This is a genomic window from Cellulophaga sp. F20128 (genome assembly GCF_023015805.1).
Taxonomy (GTDB): Bacteria; Bacteroidota; Bacteroidia; order Flavobacteriales; family Flavobacteriaceae; genus Cellulophaga.
This window is the reverse complement of sequence record NZ_JALKBA010000007.1, coordinates 101,056-120,711: the sequence shown is the minus strand read 5'-3', so window position 1 is coordinate 120,711 and position 19,656 is coordinate 101,056. Positions and strand designations below refer to the sequence as shown.

At 36.1% G+C, this 19,656-nt stretch carries 11 protein-coding genes; 5 read left to right on the top strand and 6 right to left on the bottom strand.

Annotated features, from left to right (window positions below; all coding sequences use genetic code 11):
- Positions 1-96 precede the first annotated feature (96 nt).
- The 5 genes from MWU65_RS09015 (at position 97) to MWU65_RS08995 (ending at position 10,351) form a co-directional block, all read left to right on the top strand.
- Positions 97-1,224, top strand: a complete 1,128-nt coding sequence (locus MWU65_RS09015; RefSeq protein ID WP_247077158.1) for an HlyD family efflux transporter periplasmic adaptor subunit — start codon at positions 97-99, stop codon at positions 1,222-1,224.
- Positions 1,224-4,451: an efflux RND transporter permease subunit gene (locus MWU65_RS09010; RefSeq protein ID WP_247077156.1), complete on the top strand. Its 3,228-nt coding sequence runs from the start codon at positions 1,224-1,226 to the stop codon at positions 4,449-4,451. The genes MWU65_RS09015 and MWU65_RS09010 overlap by 1 nt, the downstream gene beginning before the upstream one ends.
- Before the next feature lie 20 nt (positions 4,452-4,471).
- Complete coding sequence (locus tag MWU65_RS09005; RefSeq protein ID WP_247077154.1) at positions 4,472-5,845, top strand: TolC family protein; 1,374 nt, start codon at positions 4,472-4,474, stop codon at positions 5,843-5,845.
- Between the two features lie 2 nt (positions 5,846-5,847).
- Complete coding sequence (locus MWU65_RS09000; protein WP_247077153.1) at positions 5,848-6,030, top strand: CPXCG motif-containing cysteine-rich protein; 183 nt, start codon at positions 5,848-5,850, stop codon at positions 6,028-6,030.
- A 118-nt stretch (positions 6,031-6,148) separates the two neighbouring features.
- Positions 6,149-10,351 carry a two-component regulator propeller domain-containing protein gene (locus MWU65_RS08995; RefSeq protein WP_247077152.1) on the top strand — a complete coding sequence of 1,401 codons (4,203 nt, stop codon included), beginning with the start codon at positions 6,149-6,151 and terminating at the stop codon, positions 10,349-10,351.
- A gap of 259 nt (positions 10,352-10,610) precedes the next feature.
- On the opposite strand, the gene MWU65_RS08990 is transcribed toward MWU65_RS08995, so the two are convergent.
- The 6 genes from MWU65_RS08990 to MWU65_RS08965 all read right to left on the bottom strand — a co-directional run bounded on the left by MWU65_RS08990 (position 10,611) and on the right by MWU65_RS08965 (position 19,623).
- Complete coding sequence (locus tag MWU65_RS08990; protein WP_247077151.1) at positions 10,611-11,432, bottom strand: DUF1080 domain-containing protein; 822 nt, start codon at positions 11,430-11,432, stop codon at positions 10,611-10,613.
- Between the two features lie 114 nt (positions 11,433-11,546).
- Complete coding sequence (locus MWU65_RS08985) at positions 11,547-13,118, bottom strand: sialate O-acetylesterase (protein WP_247077150.1); 1,572 nt, start codon at positions 13,116-13,118, stop codon at positions 11,547-11,549.
- 9 nt (positions 13,119-13,127) lie between these two features.
- The gene (locus MWU65_RS08980; RefSeq protein ID WP_247077149.1) at positions 13,128-14,249 is read right to left on the bottom strand and encodes an alpha/beta hydrolase; all 1,122 of its coding nucleotides are present in this window, start codon (positions 14,247-14,249) and stop codon (positions 13,128-13,130) included.
- Positions 14,250-14,258: 9 nt separating this feature from the next.
- Complete coding sequence (locus MWU65_RS08975) at positions 14,259-16,442, bottom strand: right-handed parallel beta-helix repeat-containing protein (protein ID WP_247077147.1); 2,184 nt, start codon at positions 16,440-16,442, stop codon at positions 14,259-14,261.
- A 12-nt stretch (positions 16,443-16,454) separates the two neighbouring features.
- The gene (locus MWU65_RS08970; protein WP_247077145.1) at positions 16,455-18,056 is read right to left on the bottom strand and encodes an arylsulfatase; all 1,602 of its coding nucleotides are present in this window, start codon (positions 18,054-18,056) and stop codon (positions 16,455-16,457) included.
- Entirely contained in the window at positions 18,046-19,623 is a 1,578-nt protein-coding gene (locus tag MWU65_RS08965) for an arylsulfatase (RefSeq protein ID WP_247077144.1), read from the bottom strand. Before MWU65_RS08965 ends, MWU65_RS08970 begins: the two co-directional genes overlap by 11 nt.
- Positions 19,624-19,656: the final 33 nt, after the last annotated feature.

Below are 19,656 nucleotides of genomic sequence, written 5' to 3'. Positions count from 1 at the left end.
TTGGTTATTTTAAAAGAGCACGTAATGGTGCTCTTTTTTTATGATTAATTTAACAATTTAATAGGGGCTAAAATCCCTAGTTTTGTTGAAAAAAGGATGCGTAGAAATATATTGATAATTTTAGGAGTAGTTATTCTAGCTTTAGCTATTCTAGCTTCTTATTCAATTGCGGGTGGAGGTAAGAAAGAAATTCCAAAACCAAAAAAAATAATAAAAACTGTTTTTGTTGATACTGTTAAAAATGGGACCATTCCTATTATGATAGAAGCCAATGGGAATTTAGTTGCAAAAAGAAGGTTGGCGTTGTACTCCGAAGTCCAAGGTGTTTTTAAAACAGGTAGAAAGTTATTTAAAGAAGGGCAAGAGTATAAAAAAGGAGAAACAATTATTAGTATCGATGCTGCGGAATACTATGCCAGTGTACAATCTGCAAAAAGTAATCTTTATAATTTAATAACGTCTATAATGCCAGACTTAAGGCTAGACTATCCGTTAGTGTTTGAGAAATGGAATAAATATCTCACAGATTTTGACATAAATAAAGGGACACCAGAATTGCCAGCAATGACCTCTGAAAAGGAAAAGTTCTTTATTTCGGGCAAAGGGATACTCACCAATTATTACAATGTTAAAAACCTAGAACAACGCCTTGCAAAATACCAGATAAAGGCACCATATAATGGTATTTTAATTGAAGCTTTAGTTACCGAAGGTACCTTGGTTCGGTCGGGTCAAAAACTTGGTGAATTTATTAATACCAATGAGTATGAGTTAGAAGTAGCTATAGGTAAAACCTATAGCGATTTGTTACGTATAGGTAAACCAGTAGCTTTAACCAACCTGAACAAAACAGAAACCTACACCGGTAAAGTTGCCAGAATAAACGGAAGAGTAGATCAGGCATCACAGACCATTACTGCCTTTATAGAGGTGGCAAATGATGGTTTGCGCGAAGGAATGTTTTTGGAAGCAACTTTAAATGCTAAAGAAGAAGAAGACGCTATTGAAATTGATCGCGGTTTGTTGTTAGAAAACAACCGAATATATGTTGTAAAAGATTCTGTTTTAGACTATATAGATGTAAACCCTATTTATTTTACGGATAAAAAAGTAGTACTTAAAAATGTGCCAGATGGAGAAGTAATCGTTTCTAAGCCTGTGGTAGGAGCTTATGCAGGCATGTTGGTGAGTATTTATGAAGGAAAAACTAAAGCTGCCAAATAATGAGAAATCTAGTAGCTTATTTTATCAAGTATCACGTTGCCGTAAATGTTATTGTGATTGCATTTTTTATTTTTGGTGTGGTAGGGGCGCTCAACTTAAAATCGTCCTATTTTCCATTATCAGAAACTCAAAATATAACGATTAGTATTGCTTACCCAGGAGCTTCTCCACAAGAGGTAGAAGAAGGTATTGTTCTACAAATTGAAGATAATTTAAAAGGCTTGCAAGGCATAGACAGGGTAACTTCTACGTCTAGAGAAAATAGTGGAACCATCAATGTAGAAATTGAAAGGGGTAGAGATGTAGACTTTATGCTCTTGGAGGTTAAAAACGCGGTAGACAGAGTACCCTCTTTTCCTACGGGCATGGAACCTTTGGTAGTTTCAAAAAGAGAAATAATAAGAGAAACGATAAGTTTTGCTATTAGTGGAGCAAATGTTCCTTTAACGACTTTAAAACATATTGGGAGACAGATAGAAAATGATATTAGGGGAATGGATGGCATATCTCAAATTGAAATATCAGGTTATCCTGAAGAAGAAATTGAAATTGCCGTAAATGAGAGTAAATTATTGGCCTATAATCTTTCCTTTGATGATGTAGCACAAGCTGTTGCTAATTCAAATATTCTTACTACTGGGGGTACTATTAAAACCAGTACAGAAGAGTTTTTAATTAGAGCCAATAACAAATCCTACTACGGGGATGAACTTTCTAATTTAATTGTTAGAGCAGATCCATCTGGGCTTACCATTCGTTTAAAAGATGTGGCTACCACTAGAGATCGATTTTCAGAAACTCCTAATGCCTTATATTTTGATGGAGAAATAGCGGTTTACGCGGAGATTACAAGTACCAATACGGAAGATTTGTTAACATCGGCCGAAAAAATAAAGACGTATATTAAAGAGTATAACGAAAAAAATAGTCACATTCAATTGCATGTGGTTGATGATAGATCGGTAACTCTAAACGAACGGACCACACTTTTAATAGAAAATGCCATAAGTGGTATCATTCTAGTCTTGATATTTTTATCACTTTTCCTAAATACGAGACTTGCTTTTTGGGTTGCTTTTGGATTGCCTGTTGCTTTTTTAGGGATGTTTATTTTTGCTGGGTTTTTTAATGTAACCATCAATGTACTATCCTTATTTGGGATGATTATAGTAATTGGTATTTTAGTGGATGATGGTATTGTAATAGCAGAAAATATTTACCAACATTACGAGAAAGGAAAAAACCCAATTGAAGCGGCTATTGATGGGATTATGGAAGTAATCCCTCCTATTATAGCAGCGGTAGTAACTACAATTTTAGCCTTTTCTATATTCTTATTTTTAGATGGTAGAATAGGGCAGTTTTTTGGTGAGGTTTCCATCATTGTGATATTAACCTTGGTTGTATCCTTAGTGGAGGCTTTAATTATTTTGCCAGCGCATTTGGCACATTCCAAAGCATTGAAACCTGAAGATAAAGAACCTAAGAAAGGCATTGCTGCCTTATTTAGTAAACTTAGGGTCATTAATGTATTTGGAGATAAAATAATGGTTTGGCTTCGAGATAAGCTGTACAGTCCTGTTTTACACTTTTCTCTTAAAAATAAATTCTTGACGTTTTCAATTTTTGTAGCCATGTTGTTATTGACCATTGGGTCTACTATGGGGAATATTGTAAGGGTTGCGTTCTTTCCAAGAACGGCAAGTGATTCTGCCCGGGTAACCTTGACCATGCCTAACGGCACCAATGAGAAGGTTACAGACTCAATTATTAGTCTAATAGAAGAAAAGGCTAAAATTGTCAATAAGGAACTCACTGAAAAATATTTGCAAGGAACAGATAAAGTACTTTTTGTAAACCTCATTAAGACCTTGGGTCCTGGTTCCTCTAGTGCCGAATTGCAAATTAGCTTATTGCCAGGAGAACAACGTCCAGATGCGATACAATCTAATATTGTTACCAACAGGTTAGAAGAGTTGGTGGGTCCTGTAATAGGGGTAGAGAGTTTAATATATGGCTCTGGCGGTAATTTTGGAGGGAGTCCAGTTTCGGTTTCCTTGTTGGGGAATAATATCAATGAACTCAAAGGCGCTAAAAAAGAAGTAAAGGACGCCTTGTTAAACAATGTTCTTTTAAAAGATGTAGCGGATAATGATCCAGCAGGGATTAAAGAGATTCGATTAGAATTAAAAGATAATGCCTATCTCTTAGGGCTCGATTTAAGAAGTGTAATGAGTCAAGTTCGTGCCGGATTCTTTGGTGCACAAGTGCAACGTTTTCAACGGGGGCAAGATGAGATTAGAGTTTGGGTACGGTATGATAGAGAAGATCGTTCCTCCATTACCAATTTGGATGAAATGAGAATTGAAACGCCTAGTGGAGATAAAATTCCTTTAAAAGAAATTGCTACTTATACTATTGAAAGGGGTGATGTTGCCATAAATCATTTGGATGGAAGAAGGGAAATTGAGGTTTCTGCAGATATCAAAGATGATAAAACAACAACAGCGGTAGATATTATGGCTAGTTTGCGTAAAGATGTGATGCCAGATATTCTTTCTAAATACCCAACAGTGAGCGTTTCATATGAAGGGCAAAATAGAGAGCGTCAAAAAATGACAGACTCCGTTGGTTTTGTGGCTTTTTCAGTGCTGATTCTTATTTATATTACCATAGCATTTACATTTAGAAGCTTTAGTCAGCCTTTATTATTAATGCTATTAGTGCCATTTAGTTTAACAGCTGTTGCTTGGGGACACTGGATTCATGATTTCCCATTAAATATGCTCTCTGCTTTAGGGATAATTGCCTTAATTGGGATTATGGTGAACGATGGACTGGTGCTTATCGGTAAATTTAACAATAACCTTAGAGAAGGTCTAAAGTTTGATGATGCCTTGTACGAAGCGGGTAGAACAAGATTTAGAGCTATATTTTTAACTTCTGTAACAACTATAGCCGGCTTAGCGCCTTTGATGCTTGAAAAGAGTAGGCAAGCACAATTTTTAAAGCCTATGGCAATCTCCATTGCGTATGGAATTGGTTTTGCTACGGTGCTTACCTTGATTTTGTTACCGTTATTTTTGTCCTTTAGCAATACCATTAAAGTGGGTAGTAAATGGTTGGCAACAGGTGAAGATGTTACTAAGGAGGAAGTAGAACGTGCAATCAAAGAACAAAAAGAAGCCACCCATTTAGAGGGTCTTAACATTAAAAAAGACGTATAGATTGTAGCATAATTTTTAATATGATGAATAAACTTAATAAATACATATTTCAATATTACTTCTTATCTCTGGTGAGTTTTTTTGTGGTCGAGATCGGTTTTGCACAAGATCCTATTCTTACAAAGTCGGCTGCTATCACATTGGCATTAGAAAGTAATTTTGGCATTCAAATGGCCGCTAATGATATTGAAATAGCTGAAAATAATGCCGCTGTTTTAAATTCTGGTTACCTCCCATCATTATCAGCAACGGCAGCTGCAGATTATAGTAATACCAATAGTAATTTTGAATATCCTGGACAGTTTTTAGAAGGCGGTGAGCCTAGACCAGATGCTGAAATAAATGAGGCCGAGGCACGTCGTTATAATTCGGGATTAAATCTCTCCTACACCTTATTTGATGGTTTAGGAAGGCATTATAACTACCAGCGTTTAAAGGAGCAGTATAAATTAAGTGAATTACAAGCGCGTGAAACAATAGAAAACACATTGCTGCAATTGTTTAGTGTGTATTATGAAATAGCTCGTTTGGAAGAAAACGAACAAGTTTTAACCGAAACACTACAAATATCTAGTCAGCGTGTAACCAGAGCAGAATACGCTTTTGAATACGGACAAAATAGCAAGTTAGATATTTTAAATGCGCAGGTAGATTTAACCAACGATAGCATTAATGTTTTAAATAATAATTTGCAGTTAAGCACTGCGAAACGCGATTTAAATGTGATTTTAAATCAGGATTTGGAGACCAAATTCAGGGCAGATACCATTGTTACCTTTTTACCCAGATTAACATTTAATTCCTATGTAGAAAATGCATTAGTGAATAACGTGAGTTTACAGCAGGCAAAAAGTAATTTAACAATTAACGATTATGATATCAAAGTAAGCAAGTCGGGTTACTTGCCAACTTTAGACTTAACTGGCACCTATGGGTGGAATTATAACCAAAGTGCACCCTCAGCATTTTTTGGCGGAACAAACTCTAAAACAAATGCGCTAGGATTGGGAGCTAGCCTGCGCTGGAATTTGTTTGATGGGGGTAGTACTACCACTAGAATAAAAAATGCTAAAATTGTTTATCAGAATCAAGAATTGGCTATAAAACAGGTTGCCATGCAAACCAATGCCGATGTAAAGAATGCTTTAGCAGCCTATGACAATAGACTTCGTATTTATGAAATTCAGGAGCAAAACGTAAGAACCAACCAGAATAATTTTGAACGTTCCATAGAACAGTTTCAGTTGGGGCGTATCAGTTCCATAGAATTTAGACAAGCACAAATTAACTTATTGAATGCAGAAACAAATAAAAATTTAGCGAAGTATGATGCTAAATTAGCAGAATTGCAGTTGTTGCAATTAACAGGGCAGTTGTTAAACGTTGCGTTTTAAGTATGTACGAACACTTCTTTCAATGTCCCTATTGCTGGGAAGAAATATCCATGCTTTTAGATCGTTCTATGGCAAGGCAAACTTATATTGAAGACTGCGAAGTATGCTGCAATCCCATTGAAATTACGCCGGAATTTCGAGATAATGAGTTGGTTGGTTTTGGCGCCAATGATATTGAACAATAAACCTTAGTTTGTAGCTCTCCATAATACCTTCCCTTTTTTTATAAAAATACCATTTAATTGCATTTGCTCTTAATTTACGGAGCCGCACGTGTTAGAATTTGTTATTTTAGTAAATTCAATGATACATCAAAGGAAATATTCTTCTCCAATTAAACAGAACATAATACGTAGTGTAGTAAGACTCTTAAGCGTAGTATTTTTACTGGAAATAGTGCTGTTTACTTTATCAAACGCTTTAGTTAGTACAGCCCAAAATTTTGAAAGATTTTCTAATAAAGAAGGATTTAATCAAAATACTACCTATACGATTACCCAAGATCGATATGGTTTTTTATGGTTTGGTACACCAAACGGATTAATCAAATACGATGGCTATGAATTTGAGACCTTCACCACCCAAACTAAGGGAGATGGTAATATTTCTAGTAATTTTATAGCTAAATTATTTAATGATGACAGGGGGGTTCTTTGGATTGGAACCAATGTGGGGATAGATGTTTATATTCCATGGTTAGAAAAGTTTTATACCGTACCGCTCAGCTCAAAGTTAGAAGTTAGCCATATCTGCGCCGGACCCAACGGTGAAGTCTGGTTTTCCGGACAAAATAAATTATACGTTTGTCAACTAACAGATGTAGACACAGGTAGTTTTACGGTTTCTGAAAATGTCATACCAGAAAATTCTAATTTAACATTAATAAATGAATTTTATTTTGTAGAAGACAATTCACTAATCTTGGCAGCTAATTCTGGTTTAAAAAGTATCACCTTAGTTGATAATTTTTCAAGTTTAAACCCTCAAATTGAGGACTTTACAAGTTATGATAATTTTGATGGCAAAAACATAACTACCATAAAAAAGGTAAAAGATATACTTTGGGTCGCAGCAGAAGGTGAACTTTTTAAAACTACTTTAGAAGAAAATCGGTTGTATGTTATCAAGAAGATTGATAAAATTCAGGATAAGGTTAATACTATTTTTGAAGATAAGAATGGGGATGTATGGATAGGAACAACAGAGCAAGGACTTTTAAAATATATTGAAAAAGACGATGGTTTTGTTACATATAAGTATAATCCTAAATATGCGTTAAGTATAAGTAGTAATTATATCAATGCAATTTTTCAAGATAATTATGATGTGTTATGGATAGGTACGGCTCAAGGAGGAATTAATAAATTAGACATCTCTCAAAAGCAATTTATAAACTACGCTCACAATCCATATGATAAGTATGCAATTTCAAGTAATTTAATAACGGCCATTTTAGAAGATTCTAAAGGCAAGTTATGGGTGTCAGTTTATGATAAAAGCCTATTCAAAACAATCAATAGAGTCAACGATAAAACCATACAAAAACTAAAGTTTAATAATATTACTGCTAAATATCCTTTGCTAAGTAAGTCGGTTATTCGATGCATTTATGAGGACAAAAAAGGCTTCATCTGGTTAGGTACAGATACAGAATTAGTAGTGTATAACCCCTTAAGTGATCGTTTTAAGAAAATTAATTTAAGAGATCAAGGAGAACTTCTTCTAGAGCAAACTTATCGGGATATATATCAATTAGACGATGGTAATTTTCTGATTTCAGGAACTCAAATTGCGGTAATAGAAAATCCTTGGGAACAAATTAGAACTCAAAATACGCCTATTATTGAAGTAAAATCGATGCTAGAACTACAGCAAGAACGTGTTCAGGCCGTATTAAGGGATCGGAACGATGCTTTTTGGTTTGGGACAAACAAAGGTTTAATTCGCGGGAGATATGATGGTGAAAAAATAAATACAAGTTTACGAATTTCGGACAATAAGGATGAAAAAGTAAGGCTCAGTTATTCCAATATTTTTTCATTGCATGAAGATAATGGTGGAAATATTTGGGTTGGCACATTTGGTGGGGGATTAAATAAAATAATCTTTGATGATGTTCGAACACCAACTAGCATTGAATTTTTTAGAAAGAACGACCTCTTACCAGATGATGCCATCTATGGTATATTACAAGAAAATGACAGTCTATTATGGGCGAGTACAGATATGGGTCTGGTTAAATTTAATCTAGAAAACAACGCCATTAAAGTTTTTGATGTGCGCGATGGATTGGCGCAGAATAATTTTAGACAGGGGGCTTACTTTAAAGGAAATTCAGGGTATTTTTATTTTGGCGGGCTAAATGGAATTACCGTATTTAAACCGGAGAACATTAAGTTAAATTTAATGCCTCCTAGAGTTTTAATTACCTCGCTTTTAATTAACAATAAAATAGTAAAAATTGGAGAAGAGCTTCACAAGAAAGTAATTCTTGAAAAATCCATTTCTGAAACGGAAAAAATAAGCATCAGTCAAAACGAACAAACCATAGCTTTTCAATTGGTCGTAGAACACACCTCTACGCCAACTAAAAATATGTTTGCCTATAAATTAGAAGGATTTAACGAACGCTGGATAGAAAGCAATGAGGGTAAAGCTACCATAACTTATACAAACCTCTCTGCCGGAAAATATATTTTTAAGGTCAAAGCGGCAAATGGAGATAATATCTGGAATTCGGAAATAAAAACACTTGCCGTAGATATATTACCACCATGGTACCAAACTTGGTGGAGTTACCTTTTGTTTTTTGCACTTATCGCATTTGTATGTTTTGGTATCATTATCTATTTTGTAAACCATGAAAAACTAAAACAAAAATTAAATTATGAGCAATTAGATAAGGAAAGGATCGATATCATTAATCAGGGAAAATTTCGGTATTTCACCAATATATCACATGAATTTAGAACGCCATTGACCTTAATTGCTGGTCCATTGGAACAGATTATCTCAACAAATAAGGATACAACCAATTCAAAATACCTTGCCATAATCCAAAAAAATACAAAAAGGCTCCTAAGTTTAGTCGATCAATTAATTACATTTAGACAGGCAGAACAAGGATTTATTAGTTTAAACCTAAACAAAAGCACCTTGGGTAATTTTATTTACCCTACCACGGAGGCTTTTGAGAATTACGCCATTGAGAAGAATATCAACTTCTTTTATAAAGTTAATTCCCCAAACGAAGAGATTATTATTGATGTAGAAAAGGTAGAACGGATCATATTTAATCTGTTATCAAACTCCTTTAAGAATACGCCTCCTCATGGAAATATAAGTATTGAATCTGACATAGTTACCACTGAAAAAGGGAAAACAATTAAGATTGATGTAATTGATAGTGGTCAAGGAATACCTGCGAAAGACCTTCACAATATTTTTGAAAGATTTTACCAGTTGGGCAATAAAAAAGAAAATAGTAGTGGTGGTGGTATTGGCTTGGCTTTTTGCAAATCGCTAGTGGAACTTTTCGATGGTGAAATTTCCGCGAAAAGCGAACCTAATGTTGAAACTAGGTTTTCTGTGTTAATACCGTCTAAAACAATGGAAGGTGAAAGCGACGAATCAATTAATGTATCTAGTAAATCATATATCAAGGATTGGGTTCCTTTGCCTAGTGAATTCAAAAAAATTATTAAAAATAAGGAAGACGTAACCGTAAAAAGTAAAAATACCATACTAATTGTGGAAGATGAAGAAGATGTACAGCTTTTCTTAAGTACATCCCTGTCTAATACCTATAATATTTTAATTGCAAGCAATGGTATTGACGGGTTGCAAAAAATAAAAGAACAAGAGCCAGATTTGGTAATTAGTGATGTGATGATGCCTAAGATGGACGGTTTTGCATTTTGTGAGAACATTAAATCTAAGCCAGAAACCTGTCATATTCCAGTACTGCTTTTAACTGCCTTAGGCGATGAAGAAAATTTGATAAAGGGGTTGGAGTTTGGAGCTGATGAATATCTAAGCAAACCATTTTCATTAAAGCATTTAGTGCTTAGAGTAGATAAACTTATTCAAAACAACATTAAGCTGAAAGAGCATTTCGCTAAGAATAGTGCAATACCAAAAGAAAATATTGAAATCTCCAATAGAGACAAGGAATTTTTAAATACGATCATAGCCGTTATTGAAGAGAATATTTCAGATTCTAATTTTGGTGTAGAAGAATTATCCAAAGAAATTGGATTAAGTACCTCCCATTTTTACAGAAGGTTAAAACAACTTACAGGACAAATACCCAACGTATACTTGCGTAATTTTAGGTTACAACGGGCAGCAGAATTGTTAAAAAGTAATGAAGGTTATAATGTGGCAGAGGTTATGTATCAAATCGGAATTGAGTCTAACTCCTATTTTTCTACATCCTTTAAGAAATTGCATGGTGTTTCTCCATCTGAGTTTTTAAAAGCACATAGTGCTAAAACTATATCCTAGGGGAGCAATATTGTAAATGTGTTATTGCTGTTAAAGATACCGAGGGTCTGACATAAGCTTCCTAGATTAGCACACATCATAAATAGGATGTTTGGTTTATCTGGTTGTTCTTGAGCAAATACATTACTGTCTACGCCTGTAAAAAGTATAGAAAGCATATTTTTAGGATGAATTTCATAGCTATATTCTATTAATGGTTTTCTTGTATGTATTTAATTTTTAATTTGAATGCAGAAAATTGCCACCTAAATTATACTTCCTACTTTAGAAATTTTTCCATTGGAATTTCCTCATTAAATTCTTTGATTTTTATATTCCGATAATATATTTCTGCAGTTTCAGATTGAAACCCTATTATACCTTCGCTTACGGATAGATTAGTTCCTATGTTTACAATCTTCCCGTTTAGTTTATGAATGGTGTATTTGTCTCCCATCACAATGATTTCACATCGGTTCCATTTGTTGTTTAGTGCATTGTGTTTTGGGTTCGCATGACCGTAAAGCTCATTTTTCTTTTGCTCTTTTTTTATTCCACCATCTTTTGGTGAAAGAAATGTTTTTCCATCTTTTGAATACCAATCTAAAGTTGTGCCGGCAGCCCAAAAATCGCCTGTGTGATTCTTTTTGGTAATATGATTGTATCGTACTTGGTATTCAATTCCTTTTGGCCAAATTTTAGCATCAAAAACATGGTAATAACAGCCAGCATCATATTGCCATCTATCAAAATTGTTTGTTATTTTATCGCCCCATTTATAGTCAAACTTTAGAATGTATTTGCTGTATTTTTTGGTGGTGTAAAAAAGGCCATGTGTACCATTATCACCGGTATTCAAATTTAAACTATCAGGAAAATCTTTAAAAACATGTACCAGACCCTTTTCTATAGCATATACTTTTTTAGCCATTACGGTATCCTTATTCCTCAATTCTAGTCGCCATCCATCCCAATTTTTACCATTAAAAAGTTTTACATAACCATTTTTCTTCTGCTTATTATTTTGAGCACTTAAAGCGGTTGGTAATAAAAAAAGTGCAAGAATGAATAGGGATGATAGGTTAATTTTTATTAGATGCATAGCTGTGATTTATGGATTAATTTTATGTTGATCAATTAGGTATTAATTATCCTTTGGTTATAGGTGTAACGCAAATGGAATCAATAAAAATGGTTAATAATTATTTTTTTATGATTATGGTTTAATACTGTCTGTTCTAAAAGGATAGGCAGGCAGGTTGGCGTCATTGACCAAGTTTACATCTGGTTTCCCTACAAAAGCATAACGAACATAAAGTGGGTTTTTTAATTGAGAACAGTGTAGCATTACGCTCTTGCCTTTAATTCGGGCCTCGGCAGGAAACCATTGTCCGGCCTCGTCCGCCAACCAAAAACTTCGAGGCGCTTTTCCATCTACGGTTTGTAGGTCCTTGGCATTGGTAAAATGAACAACTAAGGATCCTTTTTTTACAGTAACGCGCTTTAATGTTGGTCCGTTTGCTTTGGTGGTTTTATCGCCATTATTTTTAATAGCAACCAAAGCCAAACGCTTTCCAATAGGTAATTTGTCTTTGGGGTGTATGTTTTTAATGTCTCCCAAATCTATGGTGTTAATAACGGAAGTATGGGGCAACTCTAAGGCTTTTAATTGAGATTCACGCATCCAAGCCCAGGAATGGGCAGCCGGACTTTTAGGATCGATGGGCTTTCCGGCATCTAAATTTTTTCCAAAACCAGGAAGCATAATTACTAAAAATTCAAAATCATTTTTGCTCCATTCCTTTCGGTAGCGTTTTACCCATTCTTGTAGCGCATCACCGTACTTTAGCATTCCCGAATTTCTTGAGTACCACGGCTCTTTTAACATGCCCTGCATGGATTGTGTATTGCGTTCTCCTTGGTACCAAACCAAGCCGCGACAGGCAAACGGAATCAAGGGATGTATCATGGCATTATATAGGATATTAGACTGTCTGCGCAAGAAAATATCATCCTGATTTGGCCAAGGTTTTGGTCCGTCTAAAATTGATTGAATTCTAGTTTTGGTTTCGGAGTCAGCATCAAATTCCTCCATCATAGTTTTAAAATGTGGTACGGTTTGGGTCATATCTCGAGGCATCCAAGCCTCTAAGGAAGAGCTTCCCCAAGCTGTTAAAATAATGCCTACGGGCACATTGGCAGATTTTTCTAAATAATGCGCAAAAGAAAATGCAACGGCACTATTTGGGTGTTCGGTAACCCATTCACCGGCACAGCTATCCTGAGGTTCAAAGGCAACGGTTCGTTTTACGTTAAAACTTCTAATATTGGATGCCGTTGTTGTTAGGGCCTTTATTTCTGGGATGCCATCAAAGCCCATTTGCATGTTCGATTGGCCAGAACAAATCCATACCTCGCCAACAACAATATCTGAAATTTGTACAACGTCCTTATCTGCAGAGGAGGAGATCCGCATAGTTCTTGACGCAAAACTAGCTTTTAAGGCATCTAAATCTACACGCCATTTTCCGTTTAAATCTGCAACAGTACTTTTCTCCGAATTAGCAAAGGCAACTGTAATGATAGCTCCTGCTTGTGCCTTACCCCATATTGGAATGGGCATATCCCGTTGCAAAACCATATGGTCCTTAAATAATGACGCTACTTCTAAAGTCTGTGCTGTTGGGATTGTATCAATTTTAGGGGTTGCATAACAAGCGGTGTTTATTAAGAAACAAAAGGCAAAATTGAATATAATAAAGGTAATAATTGAATGTACTTTCTTCATATTTAGTTTTTATAAATGTGATACAAAATAATCTATGGTCCGTTGAATAATTGATGCGCGTGTTGGGTCGATGTCATTTTCAACTCGCCTCCAATTATGCCCTGCATTTTTAATAATTAAAGTGGTCACAGGCGCACCTAGTTCAGTTGCTTTTTTTGCCATATAGTAAGCGTGCTTTACGGGAATGGTAGTGTCGCTATCGCCTTGAATCATAAATAATGGAGCACTGTTTTTTTGCAAGTAATTCACCGGACTCATTTCTCTGTAAAATGCTAATTTATCCTTAGGATCAGTATCAGGCTTTAAAATTCTAGGCTCAAATCTATCTGTAAAATTAGGGCGATCATCATGATTAAATAAACTCATTTTTTCAAAATCAGATGGACCATACCATGAAACGCCAGCTACCATAGTATAGGTGTAATCGGCCAAGGCAGCATCGCCTAACAAAGTTTCAGGGGGGCTTAGGAGTAACATCTGTGAAATTTGTCCCCCAGCAGAGTCGCCAAAAGAAAAGAATCGATTTGGATCTACTCCTAGCTCCTTACTATTTTTTGATAAATACCGTAAAGCATCTTTGCTGTCTATAACACAGTCTCGCATAGCAGTAGTTCTCTTTTTATTCCAAAGTCGGTAGCTTACAGATACTACACAAAAGCCTTTGTTTAAAAGTTCGGTATGCACGGTTTTAAATGAGGCATTGGAAGCGCCGTGCCGACTACCTGCTGCCCAACCTCCGCCATGGGTGTAGACAACTACAGGTAATTTTTGGCCTTTAGTTCTGTTTTTAGGATAGTAGATATCAAGGTAAAGGTTCCCTTCATCAGTTTCTTTATACAAAACATTTAATTTTCGTTCTCCTCCAGTCTCCAAATACGGAATCTCTAGTTTACGAAACTCTGCTGCACTAATTTCGTTGTTCGCATTCGCATCCAAATAGCTAAATCGATTCCAAATTCTTTCGTTGTTAGCTTCAGCTTTGGTGTATGTGTCATCTTTATTTTTATCCAATTTGCCCCATGCCGCATTAATGTATTTGTTGCCATAGACCCCATTAGAGCTATCGTCCTTTTGTGCTAGGGCGACGGTAATTGATACAAGAAATAGAAAGAGTGAAAGCTGGTTTTTCATATTTTTTTTTTACTGATTATTTGGGCGCAATCCAATTTTTGATACATCTATGGGGACGATTCCTAATTTTAATGCAGGTGATTCTGTTTTAAATCTGAAATCACCATTTTCAGGATCAACAAACATAGGGTCAACTGCTAAACTGTGTTCATCTATCCCCTCTTTTTGATTCATTTGGAGGAACTCTTTTCCCTTATGTACATCGGCTTTGCAGAAATAGATGTTATAATCGGTCTTGGCATCCTTTACCCGCGCTAATGTTCGTCCACGACGATCTTCTGAACTTCCTTCCTTACCTGGAGGTAATTCATCAATAAATTTGTCGTTTTCTGATAGCGAATAAAATATGTTTCGCTGAATTGAGGCTCCTGTCAACGGCCCTTCTCGTACCGATAAATAATAACCACGAGGTGGCGCAATAATATCTACAACAATGTTGTTTTCGACCGTGTTGTCTAGTTTGGTAAGGATTCCTTGTGATGTAGCTTTGTAGATAAGGTTTTCCGTTATAAAAGTGCCTGTTTGACCGCCATCAGTGCGAATTGCTGCTTGCATAATCATATCTGCTTCCATATGGTGAATATAGTTGCGACGAATATGATTATTCTTGCCTGCACCCCGAATATAGATCGCATTTCCATCTCCTAAACGCTGCATCGCATGATGAATTTCATTGTATTCAATAAGGTTGTCATGTGTATGTAAATAGGGTAAAACATCTTCAAGTTCAAGATCTTTGGGAAGGTCTGATACTTCATGCCGACGAATAGTACGCGTTAATTCACGTCCATTCGGATTTTTCTTGAAAAAATCGGTCATACAACCAGATAAAATAATTGCTGTATAATCTGTATGATGAATGAGGTTGTTTATGATTTGGTTTTCCCCACTTTGCCAAACGAAAATGCCCGGTGAATGCCAATAAATTTCACCGATATTGTGAATATTGTTATTGTAAACGATATTCTTTTTGTTGACATCTTTTGTTCCTGGCCCATACCCAGCAAGCAGAATACCGCCTCCTCCCATATGTTCTATATGGTTATTTGCAATTTTGTTATTGATTCCATGCAAATCTACACGTATGCCGCCACTACCACTATCTAAAAAATGGCACTGTTCAATAACACAATTCTCAGTACCTCGAAAACGAACTAGCGCGTTATTTTTGTCGAACATATCCCAATCGTGTTGCAGTCCGGCATCGTCCGTAGTAACCGTATATCGTTCACCGTGTTTAAAGGTTAATCCTTTAAAATGAAGGTTGCGAACGGGAATGTCTGTAGGGCCTGCCTTATCTATTTTTCCTTCTACCTGGATAAGTTCTAAAAGTTGTGGAGCTATTACGGTAGACTGGTTTCGTGGCCAGAGGTATACTTTTTTCTCTGTAGTGTTTAATACCCACTCACCTGGTTTATCTAGAGCCTCCAATACATTTTCTACCCAACAATTTTCAGTAGTTTTTAGAAAATGAAGTTTATTCATAGCATAAGTAGCTTCTAGCGAAGTTGTGGCGGTAAGTGTTTCTTCATCTACAGATTTTAGCGGAAGCATATTCACAATCCATGCATGATGTGGTCTAACTTTTAGCTCTACATCCGTGATATTGGACCAATTTTTTAAAAATCCTTTTGGAAATTGAAGTCGATTTCGCCCATTTTTTTCTTCTCCGGTTATGATGCCTTCAGACTGGGCGCGTGGCAACATTCCTTCAGTATCATAAAGGGTAAGAAACTTAGAAGAAACATCGGCAACAACTATTTTTCCTTTTGCTTCTTCAGGCAATCCAGGGAGCTCAGTAGTTACTTTTTTCCAGCCTTTTATTTCTTTTCCTGAACTAAATACTGGTTTCTCTCCAGGGTATGCCGCATAAGTAATGGTGTATTCTCCTTCTCCTGAATCTTCTAATCCAAATACCACCGTTTTGTTTAACAGATAATTTCCTTCACGGATGTGAACCACAATATGCTCTGATTTACGCTTTTTTAAATGACGAACTTCATCTCTGGCACGGGCTAAAGTAGCAAATGGACCATCGGTTTTTTGTGAATTTGGACTTGCCAAGGTTCCAGACCAAGTATCTGAGCCTTTAGTGGAAATATACAAATCGGCTTTAGAATTTAACGAGGTCTGGGAGACACAGTTAAAAGATCCAAACATTAGGGTTAAAATTAATATCAGTTGCCTTTTCATACGCTAGTTTGTTTAGTTGGTGTTTTTTGAAGTAAAGGCTGTTTGCACCCAAGGAGATGAAATGGCATCATTATCCTGAATTTTTCCCTTTGTAGTTCTACCATCTGTTATTTGTTTGATGAGGAGGGATTTTAATTCAGCAACTTTTTCAGGATACTTTTCAGCTAAATTTACTTTTTCAGCTACATCAGTTTTAAGATTGTATAGTATTTCCTCTGGCAGTGCTTTTTTTGGTTTCTCTGGTTTGCCTGCGGCATTTACGCCAGCGTTGGGAGATACAATTAATTTCCAATCCCCTTTCCGTATTGCAAAAATGCCTGTTTTACTATGGTGAATGGTTGCCGCTCTTTGGTAACCTTCTTTTTTGAGTAGTAAGGGCAGTATACTAAAGCTGTCTTCGGCTTCATTGTCCTTTAAAGAATAGTTGACGAGATCTGCACAAGTTGCCATAAAATCTGTGGTACAAATGGTGGCATTAGAAACCGAATTTGCTACAATCATTTTTGGCCATTTTACAAGAAAAGGTACCCGATGTCCGCCTTCTAAATAACTGCCTTTATTACCACTGTAGATATAACTTGGATTATGGCCTTTGGATTTTAATAAGGAAAGATTTGCTGTCCCAGCACAGCCATTATCACTTGTAAAAATTACCATAGTATTTTCTTCAATACCTTGGTCTTTTAGGGTTTTAAAAATGCGCCCCATTAAATCATCTATCATAATTACAAAATCGGCATATTCATTTAAACCACTAGTGCCGGTCCATGGTGCAATGGGCAAAACAGGACTATGAGGGGCTGGTAAGGGTAGGTATATAAAAAAAGGTTTATCTTCATTTGCATTCTTCTCTATATAGGAAATGGTTTTATCCACAAAAGTAGGGAGTACTTGCTCGTGTATAAAATCGTCTGATATATCTCCTTTTATCCATGAAGTATAGGGATGGGTAGCTCGGTTCTGTTCCGATTTTTTTGTGGGAAGCATAGTGGCAGAATCGTTCTCAAAATAAATAAAGGGAGGCATGTTTAAGGAGGCAGCGAGCATAAACGAATAGTCGAATCCCAAATTAGTAGGACCAAATTGTATGGGCTTACTATAATCAATTTTTGAAAAATCTACCCGATCTGTAAAAGTAGAAAAGTGGTCATACGACTTTGCACCATCTTTCATAGCCCAATTAATTCCCAAATGCCATTTTCCAATATTAGCAGTGGTATAGCCTTTGTCTTTAAGCATTTGTGCCATGGTTAAGCGCCCTTCTTTGATTAAAGTGGGAGAATTTCCCCAGGTAACAAAACTTTTTAAAGGAGTTCTCCAATTGTAACGTCCGGTTAGGATGCCATATCTAGTAGGAGTGCAAACAGATGATGAGGTGTGGGCATCTGTAAAGCGCATACCTTCTGCAGCCATTTGATCTAAATGCGGAGTGTTTATTTTACCATTTTCATTATAAACACTTAAATCACCTATGCCTAAATCATCTGCCAAAATGTAAATAATATTTGGCTTTGATGTTTTGTTTTGAGCATACGTATGCTGACCACTACAAACAAGGAGTACAAGAGTTAGTACCAAAATGTAAACATTTTGCTGCAGGTATTTATTTTTCATTTTCACTACTTTTTTTGCTCTTGGTTGCATATTCCTGGGGTGTCATCCAAGCCAAATCATCCCAATATCCTGTGTCATTGGCTTGTTTTACCCCTTTTGTTGTCCTTCCATTTACAACTATGGCATTCATTTTTTTAGTTAATGCGATTACTCTTTTTTGATTGGAATCAGCGATGTTATTACTTTCACTTGGGTCTTGAGCTAGATTGTAAAGTTCGGCGGGCTTATTAGCTGAAGGTAGGTTTAGCTTCCAATCTCCTTCAGTAATGGAATACCGTTGGTTACGGCTACCAGAATCACCACGATTTATTAAGGGTAGGCGGTTGTGTTTTGTTTTAGGATTGTCTAAAACGGAAGCAAAACTTTCACTGTCTTCCCCTGCATTGTTAGGTAATTTTACATCCAGTAAATCGGCAAAAGTAGCTAGTAAATCCGTTTGTCCTACTGGTTTATCCCATTGTCTACCAGGGTTTTTAATACCGGCTGGCCAATGTAAAATAAAAGGCACCCGATGTCCGCCTTCATAAACAGAACGCTTGCCTTCTTTAAAGCCACCTCGGCTATCGTGGTTAAATTCTTTAATGCGACTTGCCCATGAATTTTCTGGACCATTATCACTTGTAAATACTACGAGTGTATTTTTATCTATTCCATTTTCCTTAAGGTAATTCATAATCTGCCCTACGTGATAATCGGTTTCAATTACAAATTCCCCATAAGCACCAGCATCTCCCTGTCCTTTAAATTCAGGTAAAGGACTCACAGGATAATGAGGAGATGTATAAGGGAGGTAGAGGAAAAAAGGTTTGCCGTTTTTAGAATCCGCTAACTTGGTATCCATCCACTCCATAGCTTTGGTAGTGAATCTTGTTAGGCATTGGCTGTCTATAAAATCTGGTGCCACTTCCAGAATTTTTTTACCGCCATATTTTTTAACTTCTTCAATGGTATTGTTGTATGGAGGCGCTACTATATAATCAGAACTTCTTGGATTTTCTTTTTTATAGGTGTGTAAGGTAGGAGGTACTTTAGCATAGCGTCCTTCAAACCAGGCCAATACACCATAATTTAAAGAAGCTGGTATGCCATAAAAATAATCGAATCCTTTGTCTAAGGGCATGTCTTTTACCGGTTGTGACCAATCGCGATTTCCTAATTCACCAGGAAAATCCATACCTAAATGCCATTTGCCAACCATAGCTGTATTATAGCCTTCATTTTTTAAGAGTGAAGCCAAGGTCATTCGTCCATCTTCAATTAAGCATTTACTTTCTGCGCCCAAAACACTCTTTTTAAAATAAGTGCGCCAAGAATAACGACCTGTTAATAAACCATAACGTGAGGGTGTGCAAATGGATGACGAACTATGCCCGTTTGTAAACGCAATACCTTCTGCTATAAGTTTGTCTAAATTTGGCGTTTTAAATTTGGCTTCAGAATTTAACGCACTTACATCCCCATATCCTTGATCATCTGTATAAATTACAATGATGTTGGGTTTTTCTTGAGCTTCTAATGAAAGGCTAAAAAGTAATAGAAAAAGTAATAAGGTACTAAGTTTGCTCATAATGGGTAATTTAATTTTTTTATGAATACGATT